Annotated in this window: 15 protein-coding genes; 9 read left to right on the plus strand and 6 right to left on the minus strand. The window is 61.1% G+C overall.

Going from position 1 to position 15,020, the window contains the following annotated elements:
* Positions 1-154: 154 nt before the first annotated feature.
* Positions 155-1,426, plus strand: coding sequence for a porin (locus B5G16_RS11395; RefSeq protein WP_087263975.1), 1,272 nt, complete (start codon positions 155-157; stop codon positions 1,424-1,426).
* Here the strand turns inward: B5G16_RS11395 and B5G16_RS11400 are convergent.
* Positions 1,421-1,915, minus strand: a complete 495-nt coding sequence (locus B5G16_RS11400; protein WP_087263945.1) for a 3'-5' exonuclease — start codon at positions 1,913-1,915, stop codon at positions 1,421-1,423. The two genes, B5G16_RS11395 and B5G16_RS11400, sit on opposite strands and share 6 nt — an antisense overlap.
* A gap of 370 nt (positions 1,916-2,285) precedes the next feature.
* Between B5G16_RS11400 and B5G16_RS11405 the strand changes: the two genes are divergently transcribed.
* Both B5G16_RS11405 and B5G16_RS11410 read left to right on the plus strand, forming a co-directional pair.
* Complete coding sequence (locus B5G16_RS11405) at positions 2,286-2,555, plus strand: hypothetical protein (protein WP_087263948.1); 270 nt, start codon at positions 2,286-2,288, stop codon at positions 2,553-2,555.
* 184 nt (positions 2,556-2,739) lie between these two features.
* Positions 2,740-2,985: a DNA-binding protein gene (locus B5G16_RS11410; RefSeq protein WP_087263950.1), complete on the plus strand. Its 246-nt coding sequence runs from the start codon at positions 2,740-2,742 to the stop codon at positions 2,983-2,985.
* 231 nt (positions 2,986-3,216) lie between these two features.
* Here B5G16_RS11410 and B5G16_RS11415 read toward each other — a convergent pair whose 3' ends face one another.
* From B5G16_RS11415 to ruvA, 4 genes are all read right to left on the minus strand, one after another.
* Positions 3,217-4,806, minus strand: coding sequence for a hypothetical protein (locus B5G16_RS11415; RefSeq protein ID WP_087263952.1), 1,590 nt, complete (start codon positions 4,804-4,806; stop codon positions 3,217-3,219).
* Positions 4,807-4,837: 31 nt separating this feature from the next.
* Positions 4,838-5,437, minus strand: coding sequence for a hypothetical protein (locus B5G16_RS11420; protein ID WP_087263977.1), 600 nt, complete (start codon positions 5,435-5,437; stop codon positions 4,838-4,840).
* Positions 5,438-5,555: 118 nt separating this feature from the next.
* Complete coding sequence (locus tag B5G16_RS12795; RefSeq protein WP_204228089.1) at positions 5,556-5,699, minus strand: hypothetical protein; 144 nt, start codon at positions 5,697-5,699, stop codon at positions 5,556-5,558.
* Between the two features lie 133 nt (positions 5,700-5,832).
* Positions 5,833-6,420: a Holliday junction branch migration protein RuvA gene (ruvA, locus tag B5G16_RS11425; protein ID WP_087263954.1), complete on the minus strand. Its 588-nt coding sequence runs from the start codon at positions 6,418-6,420 to the stop codon at positions 5,833-5,835.
* 135 nt (positions 6,421-6,555) lie between these two features.
* On the opposite strand from ruvA, the gene B5G16_RS11430 reads away from it, so the two are divergent.
* Together B5G16_RS11430 and cdaA are read left to right on the plus strand one after the other, a co-directional pair.
* Positions 6,556-7,146, plus strand: a complete 591-nt coding sequence (locus B5G16_RS11430) for an OmpH family outer membrane protein (protein WP_087263955.1) — start codon at positions 6,556-6,558, stop codon at positions 7,144-7,146.
* 111 nt (positions 7,147-7,257) lie between these two features.
* Positions 7,258-8,061 carry a diadenylate cyclase CdaA gene (gene cdaA, locus B5G16_RS11435; RefSeq protein WP_087263957.1) on the plus strand — a complete coding sequence of 268 codons (804 nt, stop codon included), beginning with the start codon at positions 7,258-7,260 and terminating at the stop codon, positions 8,059-8,061.
* A gap of 1,000 nt (positions 8,062-9,061) precedes the next feature.
* On the opposite strand, the gene B5G16_RS11440 is transcribed toward cdaA, so the two are convergent.
* Entirely contained in the window at positions 9,062-10,495 is a 1,434-nt protein-coding gene (locus tag B5G16_RS11440; RefSeq protein WP_087263959.1) for a DUF4301 family protein, read from the minus strand.
* 57 nt (positions 10,496-10,552) lie between these two features.
* Between B5G16_RS11440 and murB the strand changes: the two genes are divergently transcribed.
* The 4 genes from murB to B5G16_RS11460 are packed head-to-tail and all read left to right on the plus strand — an operon-like array spanning position 10,553 to position 14,688.
* The gene (gene murB, locus B5G16_RS11445; RefSeq protein ID WP_204228093.1) at positions 10,553-11,560 is read left to right on the plus strand and encodes a UDP-N-acetylmuramate dehydrogenase; all 1,008 of its coding nucleotides are present in this window, start codon (positions 10,553-10,555) and stop codon (positions 11,558-11,560) included.
* A gap of 5 nt (positions 11,561-11,565) precedes the next feature.
* Complete coding sequence (gene tilS, locus B5G16_RS11450; RefSeq protein WP_087263964.1) at positions 11,566-12,909, plus strand: tRNA lysidine(34) synthetase TilS; 1,344 nt, start codon at positions 11,566-11,568, stop codon at positions 12,907-12,909.
* A 1-nt stretch (position 12,910) separates the two neighbouring features.
* A complete protein-coding gene (gene holA / locus B5G16_RS11455) occupies positions 12,911-13,981 on the plus strand; it encodes a DNA polymerase III subunit delta (RefSeq protein WP_087263966.1) in 1,071 nt (356 codons plus the stop codon).
* The gene (locus B5G16_RS11460; RefSeq protein WP_087263969.1) at positions 13,978-14,688 is read left to right on the plus strand and encodes an aminotransferase class IV; all 711 of its coding nucleotides are present in this window, start codon (positions 13,978-13,980) and stop codon (positions 14,686-14,688) included. Before holA ends, B5G16_RS11460 begins: the two co-directional genes overlap by 4 nt.
* Positions 14,689-15,020: the final 332 nt, after the last annotated feature.

Here is a 15,020-nt window from a genome sequence, read left to right on the forward strand (position 1 = left end):
CCGCTCCGCCCGGACGAAAAAAGCGACAAAAAAACGCCATTCCAGATTCCTTTCAGATTCCAGCCCGATCTTTGCTCTACGAAATCCGGGATTCGCCTATTTTTTTGTACATTTGTTCCCGGCCGAACCTGCAAACCAACAGAAAGATTCCACGATGAAAAAATTGCCGCACGTCCTTCTTCCGACGCTGTTTCTGCTCCTCTTCTGCACGGCTCCCGCCGCTGCCCGCACGGAGTCGCCCTCCGGTGACCTCTTTCAGACCGACTCCACCGGCGAACTCCTCGCACAGCTGCGCAACATGCCCAACATCGAGGTCGGGAAAGGGATCACCTTCCGCCCCAAGAACGATCGGTTCGAGCTCACCATGCGCTTCCGCATGCAGAACCTGCTGGCCCTCACGTTCGACGACGACCTCTCGCTCGCGAAGACCGACGCCCGCGTCAAACGCCTCCGCCTGCGCTTCGACGGATACGTCTACTCCCCGAAACTCGTCTATTCGATCCAGCTGGGATTCACCGGCTACGACGCCGAGGTGCTTCCCAACGGCAACATGAACATCGTCCGCGACGCCATCGTCTACTACGTCCCCAGCCCGAAATGGAACATCGGATTCGGACAGACCAAGATCAAGGCCAACCGTGCCCGGATCAACTCGTCGAGCGCCCTGCAATTCGTCGACCGCAGCATCGTCAACAGCCAGTTCAACCTCGACCGCGACTTCGGATTCTTCGGCGAGTACAACCTCGACCGCACCGAGGGCTTCGACCTGGCGTTCAAGGGTTCGGTGACGCTCGGCGAGGGCCGCAACTGGGGCTCCACCGACAACGGCGGACTCGCCTACACGGGACGTCTGGAACTCTACCCGCTGGGGCACTTCTCGGCCAAAGGCGACGTCATCGAAGGCGACTTCGCCGGCGAGGAGCAGGTCCGGATCCTCGTGGCCGGCGCCTACGCCTTCAACCACAAGGCCTCGCGCCTCGGCGGACAGCGCGGCGACGTCATGCCCGACGGCGCCACCCGCAACATCGGCTCCTATTTCGTGGATTTCATCCTCAAATACCGCGGATTCGCCTTCTACACCGACTTCATGGGCCGCACGTGCGCCGACCCGCGCTTCGGAACCGGGAGTTCCGACTTCGTGTACAGCGGCTGCGGGCTCAACGTCCAGACCAGCTACCTCTTCGACAAGAAATGGGAGATCGCCCTGCGCAACTCCACGCTCTTCCCCGAACGCGAAATCCATGCCCTGACCGGATACAGCCGGCGCAACCAGTCGACCTTCGGCGTCACGCGCTACATCATCGGCCATTCGCTGAAAGTGCAGGCCGACCTGTCGTACCACTTCTACGACCGGGTGGCCAACCCTGCGGGCAAGCTGCCCGGCGACGGCTGGGAGTTCCGCTTCCAGCTGGAACTCGGATTATAGGATTTTCAGTGCGATGCGGGCGCAGGCCTCGGCGTCGGCCAGCGCGTGGTGATGGTGTTCGAGGTCGAATCCGCAGGCGGCCGAGACGGTGTGCAGCTGGTGGTTGGGAAGCTGACGGCCGAAGACACGCCGTGAAGCCCGGCAGGTGCAGTAGAACGTATAGCCCGGGTAAGGCATGCCATAGAGATCGAACGCGGCACGCAGGCACCCTTCGTCGAAGGGCGAATTGTGGGCCACGAGCGGGAGCCCCTCGATGCGGGGCGCCACCTCGCGCCACACCTCGGCGAAATCCGGAGCCTCGGCCGTATCCTCGTAGGTCAGGCCGTGGATGGCCGTCGTGAAGCGGCTGTAATAGTTCGGGCGCGGGCGGATCAGGCTGTAAAACGTATCGCACACCTCCCCGTCGCGCACCACCACGACGCCCACCGAGCAGACGCTCGTGCGCTGGCCGTTGGCCGTTTCGAAGTCGATGGCTGCAAAATCCTTCATGGCGTGCGCTGTTTTCCGATGCAAAGATAGGGATTTCCGCGGAAAAGCGGATTGAAAACCGGAAGTCGGCGCAAAAAAAAGCGACGGAAACCGGGATCGGATTCCGCCGCGTTCCCAAACCGGGGTTGCTCTGCTTTCTCGTAGACGGGGCGATGGTCTGGCCGCCGTATTCCCAACCCTCTTTGGTGAAGCCGGAGGGAATATTGTTCCGGTTGAAATCATCCCAGACCGTCACCCGGAAGGTCGAACCGTTGCCGGGATTATCTTCACAGTAAAGCTGATACGGTTTCGTGTTTTTGCTCACATCCAGCGACAGCAGCTCATTGAGGGCGCAGTCCGCCCCCGTCGGCGATTCGAAATACTCGATCCCATGCAGGGAGGTCGGATTGCTGTTCACGACATCCAGTCGTCCGGTCATTGCGGCAATTTCCTCCATCTCTTGCCGCGTGATATTTTCCGCATCGGAGATAATTTCCAGTTCCTTCAACGCCTGCGCAAAGCCCGGGTCGGACAGGGCGGAGAAATCCGTCTCGTCGGACAGGCCCTGGGAGACGGTCAGCCACTCGGCGGCGGATCCGGAATCGTCGTACACGACTGCGGCCGTTGCCAACAGACAGAGATGCTTCATGGGATCGTCTGAATCTGTCGATTTAACGCCGCCGGAGTTCCGCGTCGGCGACTTCCGCTTTCCTCGGGTCCCCAATTACATTTCCTTGTCATTCGTATTGCATTTTTTGGCGCTTTTTGAATCGGAAATTTTGCAATTCCGCAAAAATGTATTAATTTAGAGTGTTCAAGAACCATCAACCAAAAATTCTACGGATATGATTATCACATTTAACGAGTTGCGCCGTATCAAGGATCGGCTGCCCAGCGGCAGTTCGCAGCGCATTGCAGATGAGTTAGGAATCGATGTCGAGACGGTCCGCAACTATTTCGGGGGCAGCCACGCGGCAAAAGAGTGCGTAGGCGTGCACTTCGAACCGGGACCGGACGGCGGTGTCGTCACGTTGGATGATACGACGATCCTCGATGTTGCGATGCGTATCCTGAGCGAGCAACAGCAATAAATAAAAGGATTTGTTCGGCACATGCCGGAAATGAGCCTGCGGAAACGCAGGCTTTTTTTGCGGGAGGGGGAGGCGGAGCGCGAATGCGGCGGGTCGGGGCACCTCACTCCCGCAAAAGAATCGTCCGGGGCTTTGCGGCCCCGGACGATTGTCCGGCAGATGATTGTACCCGTGCCCGGAGGGGAGGAAAAAAGAGAAACCTCCGCCGGTCCGGCCGCCCGGCCCCGGCCGCTATTCGTCGGCCGGCTCGATGTAGATCTGGAAAATCAACGGCGTATAGGGCGGAATCTCCGTCAAGACACTCGTCGTGGTCTCCGTCGTCGTCGAAGTGTTGTAGCCGTAGTTGTAGTAGTAACTGTTATAATAGTTGTAATAGTAGTTGTCGTAGTAGCTGCCGTAATAGCTGTTCCCGTAATAGCTGTTGTAGTAGTTGTAATAGTTCAGGTAATCCAGATAACTCGACGTGTAGCCCGACGATCCGCCGCTCGTCGTCGTGCTGCCCGAACGCCCCGTGGCGCCGTAGGCCTGGCTCGAAATCGTCACGAACTCCGCCCACTGGCCGTACAGCAGATTGGGAATCGTATAGTAGAAGGCCGTAATCAGGCTGCTCTGGTCCTTCTCCGGCGTATAGGTCAGTGCCGACCCCTCGGACGCCACCTCGCCGTAGATGATCTCCTTCACCTCGTCGATGTTCGTATCGAAGATGAAGCCGTCGAGGAACCGCCCGATATACCAGATCTTCGCCTCGCCGCTCATCCCCACCGAGTCCGCATCGGGATGGTCCACACCCGGATGCACGTAATCCGCATCGGCATGGAAACGCTCTTTGAGCGCCTCGGCGATCTCCTGTTCCAGATTGCTCCCGTCGTACGGTGCGAAGCCCGTCTCGTAACGGGGGCTATCACCCAGCGAATTGCCCTCCTCGTCCCGGATCGGGAATTCGAACGTCAGGTAGTCGTTCTCCGCGGCATCGCTCTTTGTCGGGTCGAAAAGCACATCCACATAGACCTGCGCCAGCGTATCGCAGGCACTCACCCAACGATACCCCTTGTCGCGGAGCTTGTAGGGGTGGTTTTCGTCGTCGTAGCCCGTCGGGATCTTCGACGAGCCCGCCTCGTCACCCTCTTCGGTGTAGAGCCACAGCCCGCCGTTGGCCTGGCAGAAGGAGTCCACCTCCGAGCCCTCGAACTCCAACGGGTTCTCGACCATGCTCAAAATCTCCATCTCCACGATGAACGGACGCTTCGAACTCAACGAGTACTGTCCTTCGTAACCGCCGTCGCCCTCCACGCCGCTGGACCCCACGATGCGCGACGGCATGTAAAGGCGGATCTTCGAACCCACGCGCAACTTGAATTCCGGATCGAGCCCCCGCTGCTCGGCATACTCCGTGCCGAGGTGCAGGACGTTGCGCATGGCCAGGTAGGAGCCTTCGAGCAGGCTCGTATTCGTCGCGCCGCAATAGCGGTAGAACGGGACATAGTGCGTATAGCGCGTGAACGTATTGACCAGTTTGGCCTCTGCGGCGCGGCGCGTCAGGACGATGTTCCCGTTCAGATCCCGGCCCGAAAAGTCGAACCGCACCCAGCAGTCCTGATCCCGGATCACCGAAGCGTCCGCATCGCCGGCCTCGATGATATCCACATAGTAACCACCTTCGGACTGCAAGTTATGCTCCAATTCCTCGTGATTCTGCTTTATCCACGCCGCCAGGGCCTGGTCCTCGAACTTGTCGTACGATTCAGACTCGTTCTTGGCGCACGAGCCCAGCATCAGCATTCCGGCAACCGGAAGATACAGCAAACGGGAGATCAGCTTCATATTTCGTTCTGCGTTCTAAATCAATATTTTATCATTCGACGGCATCCACCGTAAAAAACCACGCCACGGGACTTTGGAGCGGAATGGTGCTGAAAAGTCCGTCGCCGTAAGCCATGTTGTAGGTCATGTAGACCTCGACGTCGTCGCCTTCCCGACACCCCAATAACGCAAGCCGGAGCCCTTTTAGTATATCGCCGTCCATTTGAAGGACCAACGGCTCGAACGTCCACACGCCGTCGGCGACCGTCAGTCCCAACCCTTCGTAGGCGCTTTCCAGCAACGGGTCGTTCGACCAGAAGGGAAACGTCGAATCGGAGATGTTCGAGAAGGCGAAAACATAGGCGCGGAAGGTGATCGAGACCGTCGAGTGCTCCCCCACCTCGGGCTGCCCGACACGGTTCGGATCATAGACGTTCTTGATGTAGCGGCAGACCGTATTGCCCGCGACGGAGTAATACGGCAGCTGGCTGCCCTCTTCGAGCGAGGATTCCGCGACCAGAGCCGGCGAGTGGGTGCGTTCGAGATACGACACGAGTTTCTCGCGCTGATTCGAAAGCGTATCCTCCTCCTGGGAGCACCCGCACGACAGCGCCGCAACCACGAAAAACGATATGACGAGCAAGCGTTTCATCGGCATATAATCGTGCAAATTTACAAAAACAATCCGATTTACGAACAAGAAACGCAAAAAAACGACTCCCCGGTATCCGGGAAGTCAAAAAAAGAGAGAGGGAGGCATCGCCACCCTCTCATCTGCGGTAGTAATCCCGATGGGGATCTTTCAGGCGTTGGAGTTTGTGCTGTTTCCACGCATGGGCGAGAAGCGTCAGAACGACGGCTCCGGCGAAAACGCCGAGCAAAATGACCAGAAATCCGGAAGGGAACGTTTCCATATGGCAAATTTTTACGACTTAATCACGCCAAAGATGGCGCAATTACCTTGCCACGGCAAACCGAACCGGATCGCTTGGGACCGAAAAAGCAGCCGGATGTCCGAACGTTCCGCAAACGGGACTTTCCGGCCTATCAGAGTCGTTTGAGCGCCATGCGCACCAGCTCCTCGACGGCGATGTCCGGCTGTTCGCGGACAATGGCCCGGACGACCTTCTCGGCCGCCGCACGGGAGAAGCCCAGCATGACGAGCGCTTCCAGCGCCTCGTCGACCACACCGCCGTCGGGGCCTGCGGACTGTGCGCTTCCGGCCTCCGCGCCCAGGGTCATGAGCTTGCCGCTCAACTCGACGATGATCTTCTGCGCCGTTTTGAGTCCCAGGCCCTTGACGTTCTTCAACAGCACGGCGTTTCCCGACGAGATGATCCCCTGCAACTCCCGGGGCGAGTAGGTCGACAGGATCATCCGCGCCGTGTTCCCGCCCACGCCCGACACGCTGATCAGCAGGCGGAACAACTCGCGTTCGACCTTCGTCGAAAAGCCGTAGAGCAGCTGCGCGTCTTCGCGGACGATGTAGTGGACGAAGAGTTTCGCCGACGGGGCGTGCTCGATCGCCGAAAAGGTTTCGAGCGAGATATGCAGGTAGTAACCGACGCCCCCGACGTCGATCACGGCGTAGGCGGGCGCCACCTCGGCAACGGTTCCGCTGATGTATTCGTACATGCTTCCAACAATGATGCTGCCGGGCCGAAATTCCCGCGCAAACGATAAATTTATGATCCGTAAGGCAAAAATAAAGATTTTTTTTTACCTTTGTGAACCTGATGCCGAATTTTAACCAAACATTGCGATAACGACATGAAAAAAATGTTACTCCCGGCGCTGGCCGCCGCCCTCGTTCTGACGGCCTGCGGCACGAAATCCGCCGACCAGGCCGAAAACACCGCCGAAACCGCCGAAACCCGGCAGGTGATGCCGAGCGACATCGCCTATGTACAGGTCGAAGCCGTACTTGCCCAGTGCGATCTCTACCAGACCGAAGGCGTGGCCCTGCAAGAGAAGACCCAGAAGGCACAGAAGAGCTGGGCCCAGCGCGAAAAGAGCCTCCAGGCCGAGGCCGCACAGTTGCAGGAGAAATACGAAAAGGGGCTCATCACCTCGCGTGACGCCCAGGCACAGCAGGAGAGCATCCAGAAACGGGTCGCCTCCTACCAGGCCAACGCCCAGAAAGAGGCCCAGACGCTCGACGAGGAGAACTTCGTCTTCTCGAACCGCGCCCAGGACCTGCTCCAACGCGCCGTCAAGGAGATCAACGCCGACGGAAAATACAAGCTCATCATCAACGCTTCGGCACTCATCGACGCCGACACGACGCTCAACATCACGCCCGCCGTGCTGGCGAAGGTCAACGAGCTCTACGCCGCAGACCAGAAGAGCGCCAAGAAGTAATTCCGCCCGACTGGCACAAAAACCGGCTTCCCCCGCTTTCGGGAAGTCGGTTTTTTTTCATACATTTGCGCTGTCAATACCGACACCCGACCAATTAAACCTACGCTTGCGATGGGATTCGTTCCGTTCACATTCGTCGACCTGATAGACATCGTCCTCGTTGCCCTCATCATGTACTGGATCTACCGCATGACCAAAGGCACCAACGCACCCTACATCCTTTCGGGAATCATCGCCGTCTACCTGCTGTGGGTGGTCGTGCGCACGCTGAACATGGAGCTTCTCTCGACCATCCTCGGACAGCTGATCTCCGTGGGCGCCATCGCGCTGATCATCGTCTTCCAGCCCGAGCTGCGGCGGTTTCTGCAAATGATCGGGATGCGGCAGAAGCATTTCAACTTCATCACGCGGATCTTCTCCACGGGCGAGGACACCGTGCAGACGAACATCGCCCCGATCGTTACGGCCTGCCGCGAAATGGCCGACACGAAGACCGGGGCGCTGATCGTCATCGGGCAGCAGAGCGACCTGCGGTTGATCGCCGAGGGCGGCATTGCCCTCGACGCCAAAGTCTCCACACCGCTGCTGAAAAACATCTTCTTCAAGAATGCCCCGCTGCACGACGGAGCCGTCGTGATCGAAGGCGACCGGGTCGTTGCGGCGAAATGCATCCTCCCGGTGACGCAGAGCGACGTTCCGAAGTCGTTCGGGACCCGGCACCGTGCGGCCATCGGCATGAGCGAGATCTCGGACGCCATCATCATCGTGGTCTCGGAGGAGACCGGCGAGATCTCCATCGCACAGGGCGGCGACATCCGCCAGCACCTCGACCCGGCCCGATTGCAGCAGACCCTGCAACGGTATCTGACCATCAACACCCGCAAACGCGCCAAAAACAACGAAGTAGCCCAATAACCCGGTTAAGAACCGGGTTCTATGGGCTGCGGGAACATTTCAGGTTTCCGCCCCCTGAATCCGCGTCGTCCGCCGCACTTTGCTTTTCGCGGAAAGAGGACGCAGCGCAGGCGGCGCGAGAAGAAACGGGGCCGGTTTGCTTGCAAACCCGCGTCAGGCGCCCGTTTCCGCGACGCCAAACTGCGGCCCCGCAAAAAGCAACTTGCGGCTGGTTTTGGGTACCTTTTGCCATCAAAAGGTACAAGAATCTGCAACCGGAACGGTTGCCTTTTATGGCGCTTTTTGAATCGGCAAAAAGCGCCGCAAAAACCGCCCCTTTAAGAAAGGGGATTTGTGGGCTGCGGAAACTCACGAGGTTTCCGAATCGTGAATCCGCGTCCAACGTTCGAAGCGCAGACCTGAATCCGAACCTTTCGGACATACCTCCGCCCATAGAACCCGGTTCTTAACCGGGCGGGCGACTATTCGCGGGTTTGCAAGCAAACCGTCCTCGGCGCTCGCATTTTTAGTCCGCATCTTTCTTTTCGGTTTTTTCATCAAGCCGGAGATTTTCCAGCGCACAAACCTGCTAAAATGGTTCTCGTCCCCAGAATCCGCATCGTTTGGTGTCCGCCGCACTTTGCTTTTCGCGGAAAAAAGAATCCTCGGAAAACCGAGCGCCCGGAACGGGAGGCTGTAAAGGCCTGATCTTACTGCACCCGTTCAGCGAGGAGTTCCGAGGATTCCCGCAAAAAGCAACTTGCGGCTGGTTTTGGGTACCTTTTGACACCAAAAGGTACCGGTTTAAAAAACCGGTTTTAAGGGCTGCTGAACCCGTGAAGGGGTTCCGGATCGTGAATCCGCCCGGTTAAGAACCGGGTTCTATGGGCGAAGGGATGTACGAAAGGATCGGATTCGGTTCCGCGCGTCGACGGTCGACGCGCGGAACCGGATCGGAAACCCCGCAAAGGCCCCTCCGCCCCTGAAACCCGGCTTTTAGCCGGGCGGTTTCTTAAACCGACTACTGGTGCTGGGGGCGCAGCAGGTCCTGCACCACCTTCACCGGCGAGAAGGTCGTGATGGGCACATCCACAAAGAGCGTGTTCCAGCGCGCCATCGCACCGTTCCACAGCCCCGGAAGCTCCTGGGCCCGCAACTCGCGGCCGCCGCTCGACTTCGACGAGATGAAGCCCGTCGAGGGGTCGGTGTACTGCCGCAGGTCGAACTTGCCTCCTTTCGAAGTCTTCACCCCGCAGACCAGATCCACCGGATTGAAGTGCGTAGCCGACTTCATCAGCGGCATGTCGTCGGGACCGATCTGGCTCGACTCGGCGATTTGCAGCGACTCCGTGCCGTCGGGGTTCCCGACCCAGAAGGGGCCGCCGCCCGGCTCGCCCTCGTTGCGGACCATGCCGCAGACGCGGATCGGACGGTCGAGCACCGCACGCAGCAGCGCCGAATCGTAATCCGCCGGCAGCTTCACGCACAGCCGCTTCTCGATGAACTCCGCAATCGGAGCCAGCTCGCAGCCCTCGACATCCAGCGCCCGCAGGTACTCGAACGCCCGCTCCTGCAAGTCGAGCAGCACACCCGCCAGCACCTTCTTGTAGCGGACCGTATCGCCGCGCTGCGCATCGGTCGTCACGTTGTCGATGTTCTTGATGAAGATCACGTCGGCGTCGATCTCGTTCAGGTTCTCGATCAGCGCGCCGTGGCCCGCGGGACGGAACAGCAGGCGTCCGTCCTCCTGGCGGAAGGGCGTATTGTCGGGGTTCACGGCGATGGTGTCCGTCGCGGGCTTCTGCACCGAGAACGAAATGTCGTAGCGGATGCCGAAGCGTTTTTCATAAAGGGGGACCTTCTCCGCCAGCAGCGACTTGAAGCCCTCCATGTGCTCGGGCGAGACGGTGAAGTGGATGCACGCCACGCCGTTCGACGATGCGTAGGAGGCACCCTCCACCAGATGCTCCTCGACGGCCTTGCGGGCCCCTTCGGGGTAGGCGTGGAACGTCACCAGTCCTTTGGGTTTATGGCCGTAGTTGAGCCCCTCGTTCACGATGGCATTCACCGTCGCACGGTCGTCGGCACCCTCGGGAAGCACCTCCTTCAATTCGGGTGCGAAGGCGAACTTGTCGAGGTTCGACAGCAGCGTGTCGATGCCCTTGCCGCGCTTGCCCTCGTTGACGAACTCGAAGAGCTCCTTGAACATCCGCGTCGCGGCCCCCGACGCCGGCACGAACTTCACGATCCCCAGTCCCGCAGCCGCCTTTTCGTATCGCGCCACGGCGGCTTCGGCCTGCGCGTCGTCGAGCACCGCGATCCCGTCCCCGGGCGAGGCGGCACGCACCACGTTCAGCCACGGAAAGCCGCGGCGGAAATTTTCCAGTTGGGTTTCGACCCGGGCCAGTGTCAGCCCGTGGTCGGCAATTTGCTGTAAATCCTGTTCGGTAAACATATCGGTTATGGGTTTTGTGCAATAAAGTTACGCAAATTATTCGTAACTTTGCGCATCATGATCCGAGAATTTCACCAAATCAGCCTGCGCGACCGCAACAGTTTCGGCGTCGAACAGCGGGCGGCGCATCTGGTCGAGTTCGAAACGCCCGACGACCTGCGCGAAATCTTTGCCCGCGGCATCCCCCCGCGCTGGATGGTCCTCTCCGGAGGCAACAACGTCCTCTTCACGGAGGATTACGATGGTCTGCTCCTGACGCCCGTCGCCCGGCAGATCACGATCCTCGAAGAGCGCGGCGAGACGATCCGCGTGCGCGCCGAGGCCGGCGTCGAATGGGACGATCTGGTCGAATGGGCCGTCGAACGAGGACTCTGGGGAGTCGAAAACCTCTCGCTCATCCCCGGCAAGGCCGGCGCCGCCCCCGTGCAGAACATCGGGGCATACGGATGCGAGGCCGCCGACACGATCCGCCGCGTGGAGATGTTCTGCGTCGAAACCGCGACGATGCTCACGCTCGACGCCGCACACTGCGGATTCGGATACCGCGAGAGCGTCTTCAAGCACGCCCTCAAAGGGCGCGTCGTCATCACGGCCGTCGAACTCGAACTCTCGCGCACACCCCGCCCCCGGCTCGGGTACGGAGACGTCGAACGCGAGGTCGAAGCCCGCGGCGGCGCCACGCTGCGCAACATCCGCGAGGCGGTGTGCGCCATCCGCCGCTCGAAACTCCCCGACCCCGCCGTGCTGGGCAACGCCGGGAGTTTCTTCAAGAATCCCGTCGTGGAGGCCCCGGTGGCCGAGGCCCTGCTGGCCGAATACCCCGACATGCCCCACTACCCCGCCCCCGAGGGTCGCGTGAAACTGGCCGCGGGGTGGCTCATCGACCGCGCCGGGATGAAAGGACACCGCGAAGGGAACGTCGGCGTACACGAGCGCCAGGCCCTGGTGCTGGTCAACTACGGCGGCGCTACGGGCGGCGAGGTCATCGCCTTCGCACACCGGGTCCGGCAGCGGGTCCGCGAACGGTTCGGAATCGAAATCGACACCGAAGTGAACATACTGTAAGAGAGATGACACTGATCGAAGCCTTTCAACGCTACATCGACGAGAACAACCTCGTGACGCACGACGACCGCATCCTGCTGACCGTCTCGGGCGGCGTGGACTCGATGGTCATGCTCTCGCTCTTCGTCCGCTGCGGGTACGCGGTGGGCGTCGCGCACTGCAACTTCCAGCTCCGGGGCGCCGAGAGCGACGAGGACGAACTCCTCGTCCGGGACGAGGCCGCACGGTACGGAGTCCCCTGGTACAACCGCCGCTTCGAGACCGCGGCCGAGATGGAGCGCACCGGCGAGTCGATGGAGATGGCTGCCCGGAGGCTGCGCTACGCCTGGTTCGACGAGTTGAGCCATGCCGAAGGGTACACCGCCGTGGCCATTGCCCACCATGCCGACGACTCGATCGAGACCTTCTTCATCAACCTGCTGCGCGGAACCGGCTTGCGCGGCCTGACGGGGATCTCCATCCAGGTGGGCAAGGTAGTCCGGCCGCTGCTGTTCGCCTCGCGCCGCGAGATTCTCGAATACGCCGCCGCCAACCACATCCCCTACCGCGAGGATTCGTCGAACCGCTCGACCAAGTACCTGCGCAACAAGATCCGGCTGGGTCTGATCCCCCGCATCCGCGAAATCAACCCCAAATTCACAAGCCTGATGTGCCGCAACCTCGCGCGGCTGACCGACGCCCAGCTCTTCATCAACCACGGCATCGAGCGCATCCGCGAGACGGCCGTGACCTCCTCGGAGGGGATCGACACGATCCATCTCGACCGCATCGACCCGGCCTTCCCGCAGGAGTTCGTGATCTACGAACTGCTCAATTCGGCCTACGGATTCAAGGGCGACGTGATCGACGCCTTGTGCCGCGCCCTCGGGCAGGGAGCCTCCGGACGCCGCTTCTATGCCCGCGACCACGTGGCCGTGACCGACCGCGGAAAGATCCTCGTGGCGCCGATCGCCCCGGATGACGAATGTCTGACGACCGTCGAAAAGGGTGCCCCGCGCAGCTACTGCGGAAATGCGGTCCTCTACTACGAATACTGCGACATCGACACGATCAAGAACTTCGGCGTCCCGGAGCAGATCGCACAGGTCGACGCCGACCGGCTGCAATTCCCGCTGACGCTGCGCCGTTGGAGGGAGGGCGACTGGTTCATCCCCTTCGGCATGACCGGCCGCAAGAAGGTCAGCGACTTTCTGATCGACGCGAAGGTATCGCTGCCCGAAAAACAGCGGCAGTTCGTGCTGCTGTCGGGCGAGGAGATCGTCTGGCTCGTCGGGCGGAGGATCGACGACCGCTACCGCCTGACCTCCGAGACGGAGAACGTGCTGCGCATCACCAAAGAGATTGTCTGACATGGCCAAAGGTACGCTGAAATTCAAGGACTCGGTCGCCGACTTCGAACGGATCACGGGCGAAATCGCCGCCCGGAAATTCGCCGGCATCTACCTGCTGATGGGCGAGGAGGGGTACTTCATCGACGCCGTGGCCGAGCAGCTCGCCGCGTCGATCCTCGACGAGGCCGCGCGGGCCTTCAACCAGATCACCGTCTACGGACGCGACTCGGATGCCGGGCAGGTCGTGAATCTCTGCCGCCAGATGCCCATGATGGGCCAGTACCAGGTGGTCATCGTCAAGGAGGCCCAGCAGCTCAAAGGGCTCGACAAGCTCGCGCTCTACACGCAGAAGCCCTCGCCGACGACGATCCTCGTCATCTGCCACAAGGAGAAGAACGTCGACCGGCGTTCGGCCTTCTACAAGGGGTGTGCGGCCCACGGCGTGGTGCTCGAATCGGTTCGTCCGCGCGACTACGAGATCGCGGCGTGGTTGCAGCAGTTCATCCGCCGCCGCGGCATGGAGATCGACCCCAAGGCGCTCTCGATGCTCACCGACCACCTCGGCACCGACATCGCGAAGATCGCCAACGAATTGCAGAAACTCACCGTTTCGCTCCCCGAGGGGACGCGGCGCATCACCGACCGCGACATCGAGGCCAACATCGGCATCTCGAAGGATTTCAACAACTTCGAGCTGTGCAAGGCCGTCGTCACGCGCGACATGGCCCGGGCGTTGATGATCGCCGACCACTTCGCCCGCAACCCGAAGGACAACCCGCTGCTGCTGACCGTCATGGCGTTGTTCAGCCAGTTCCGCGACCTGTTCGTCGTGAACTACCTGCGGTGGCTCTCGCGGCGTCGGAACCAGCCCTTCCCGTCGGATCAGGAGCTGATGCGCCTCCTGCGCAAGAACAACACCTTCATTCTCGGGGAGATCAAGCAGAACGCCGCGCTGTGGGACAACCGGAAGGTCTTCCAGGTGCTGGGGCTGCTGCGCGAGTACGACGCCAAGAGCAAGGGCATGGGGTCGGGCGGCGCTTCGGACGGCGAGCTGCTGCGCGAACTGCTTCTGAAAATCTTCCTGCTGTGACCGACCTCTACCTCTATCAGACGGTGCACGTGGCCCGCGGCCGGGCCCTCCACGTCGCGGAGCACGCCGCGGTGCTCGACGCCGCATCGCGCGAGTGGTTCGGGCGCCCCTACACGCCCGCTGCCGCGACGCTTGCCGCCCGGATCGAGGCCCTTGCGGCGGCGGAGCGCTACCCGACCGGGGTTTCGGGGTTCGTGCGCATCGAGCTCACGGAGGAGGGGCTGGAACGGCTCCTGCCCGCGGGCGTGTCGCTCTACGACGGCTACGCCTACCGGAGCCTGCAACCGACGGCGGCAACGATCCCGTATGAGGTTCCCTTCTCCGAGTTCCCGACATCGGTCCGCGAAGCCGCAGCGGTCTGGGCCCGCCGGGCCGCCGAACGGACCGGAGCCGAGGTTGCCATACGCTGCGACCTCGAAGGATATTTCCACGCGGCCGAGGACGCTCCGCTCTTCGCCGTCACGGGGCGCACGGTGCTGGCGGCTCCGGCGGGCCCGGGTCCGGAGAGCGTCGAGCGGTCCATCACGCGGCGGGCCGTGCAGGCCGTCGGACTGACCTTCCGCGAGGAGCCGTTCGGAACGGCGGACCTGCGGCGCATCGAGGAGCTCTTCTTCACCGACCACCGGGGCATCACGTCGCTCTCGCACTGCGACGGGCAGCCGCTGATGACCTTCCTTGCCGAGCGGATCGCCGGCGCGCTCGAATAATCAAAGCCGCCCCGCACAATTTATGAATATGAAAAACAGTTCCGCGCCTTGACGGTCGAGGCGCGGAATTGCTGCGGAAACCATTCACTCGCTCCTTCGCCCCTGAAACCCGGCTTTTAGCCGGGCGCACTTTGCTTTTCGCGGAAAAAAGAATCCTCGGAATTCCGAGCGCCCGGAACGGGAGGCTGTAAAGGCTTGATCTTACTGCACCCGCCCGGTTAAGAACCGGGTTCTATGGGCTGCGGGAACATTTCAGGTTTCCGCCCCCTGAATCCGCGTCGTCCGCCGCACTTTGCTTTTCGCGGAAAGAGGACGCAGCGCAGGCGGCGCGA

This window comes from Alistipes sp. An66, from assembly GCF_002161445.1.
In the GTDB taxonomy this organism is placed as follows: Bacteria; Bacteroidota; Bacteroidia; order Bacteroidales; family Rikenellaceae; genus Alistipes; species Alistipes cottocaccae.

Excerpts from the sequence above, each read along its gene's own strand:
- B5G16_RS11395 (WP_087263975.1), top strand. The coding sequence starts at position 155 with ATGAAAAAATTGCCGCACGTCCTTCTTCCGACGCTGTTTCTGCTCCTC.
- B5G16_RS12795 (WP_204228089.1), bottom strand. The coding sequence starts at position 5,699 with ATGGAAACGTTCCCTTCCGGATTTCTGGTCATTTTGCTCGGCGTTTTC.
- B5G16_RS11420 (WP_087263977.1), bottom strand. The coding sequence starts at position 5,437 with ATGAAACGCTTGCTCGTCATATCGTTTTTCGTGGTTGCGGCGCTGTCG.
- holA (WP_087263966.1), top strand. The coding sequence starts at position 12,911 with ATGGCCAAAGGTACGCTGAAATTCAAGGACTCGGTCGCCGACTTCGAA.
- B5G16_RS11415 (WP_087263952.1), bottom strand. The coding sequence starts at position 4,806 with ATGAAGCTGATCTCCCGTTTGCTGTATCTTCCGGTTGCCGGAATGCTG.
- B5G16_RS11405 (WP_087263948.1), top strand. The coding sequence starts at position 2,286 with ATGCAGGGAGGTCGGATTGCTGTTCACGACATCCAGTCGTCCGGTCAT.
- murB (WP_204228093.1), top strand. The coding sequence starts at position 10,553 with ATGATCCGAGAATTTCACCAAATCAGCCTGCGCGACCGCAACAGTTTC.
- cdaA (WP_087263957.1), top strand. The coding sequence starts at position 7,258 with ATGGGATTCGTTCCGTTCACATTCGTCGACCTGATAGACATCGTCCTC.
- tilS (WP_087263964.1), top strand. The coding sequence starts at position 11,566 with ATGACACTGATCGAAGCCTTTCAACGCTACATCGACGAGAACAACCTC.
- B5G16_RS11410 (WP_087263950.1), top strand. The coding sequence starts at position 2,740 with ATGATTATCACATTTAACGAGTTGCGCCGTATCAAGGATCGGCTGCCC.
- B5G16_RS11400 (WP_087263945.1), bottom strand. The coding sequence starts at position 1,915 with ATGAAGGATTTTGCAGCCATCGACTTCGAAACGGCCAACGGCCAGCGC.
- ruvA (WP_087263954.1), bottom strand. The coding sequence starts at position 6,420 with ATGTACGAATACATCAGCGGAACCGTTGCCGAGGTGGCGCCCGCCTAC.
- B5G16_RS11430 (WP_087263955.1), top strand. The coding sequence starts at position 6,556 with ATGAAAAAAATGTTACTCCCGGCGCTGGCCGCCGCCCTCGTTCTGACG.
- B5G16_RS11440 (WP_087263959.1), bottom strand. The coding sequence starts at position 10,495 with ATGTTTACCGAACAGGATTTACAGCAAATTGCCGACCACGGGCTGACA.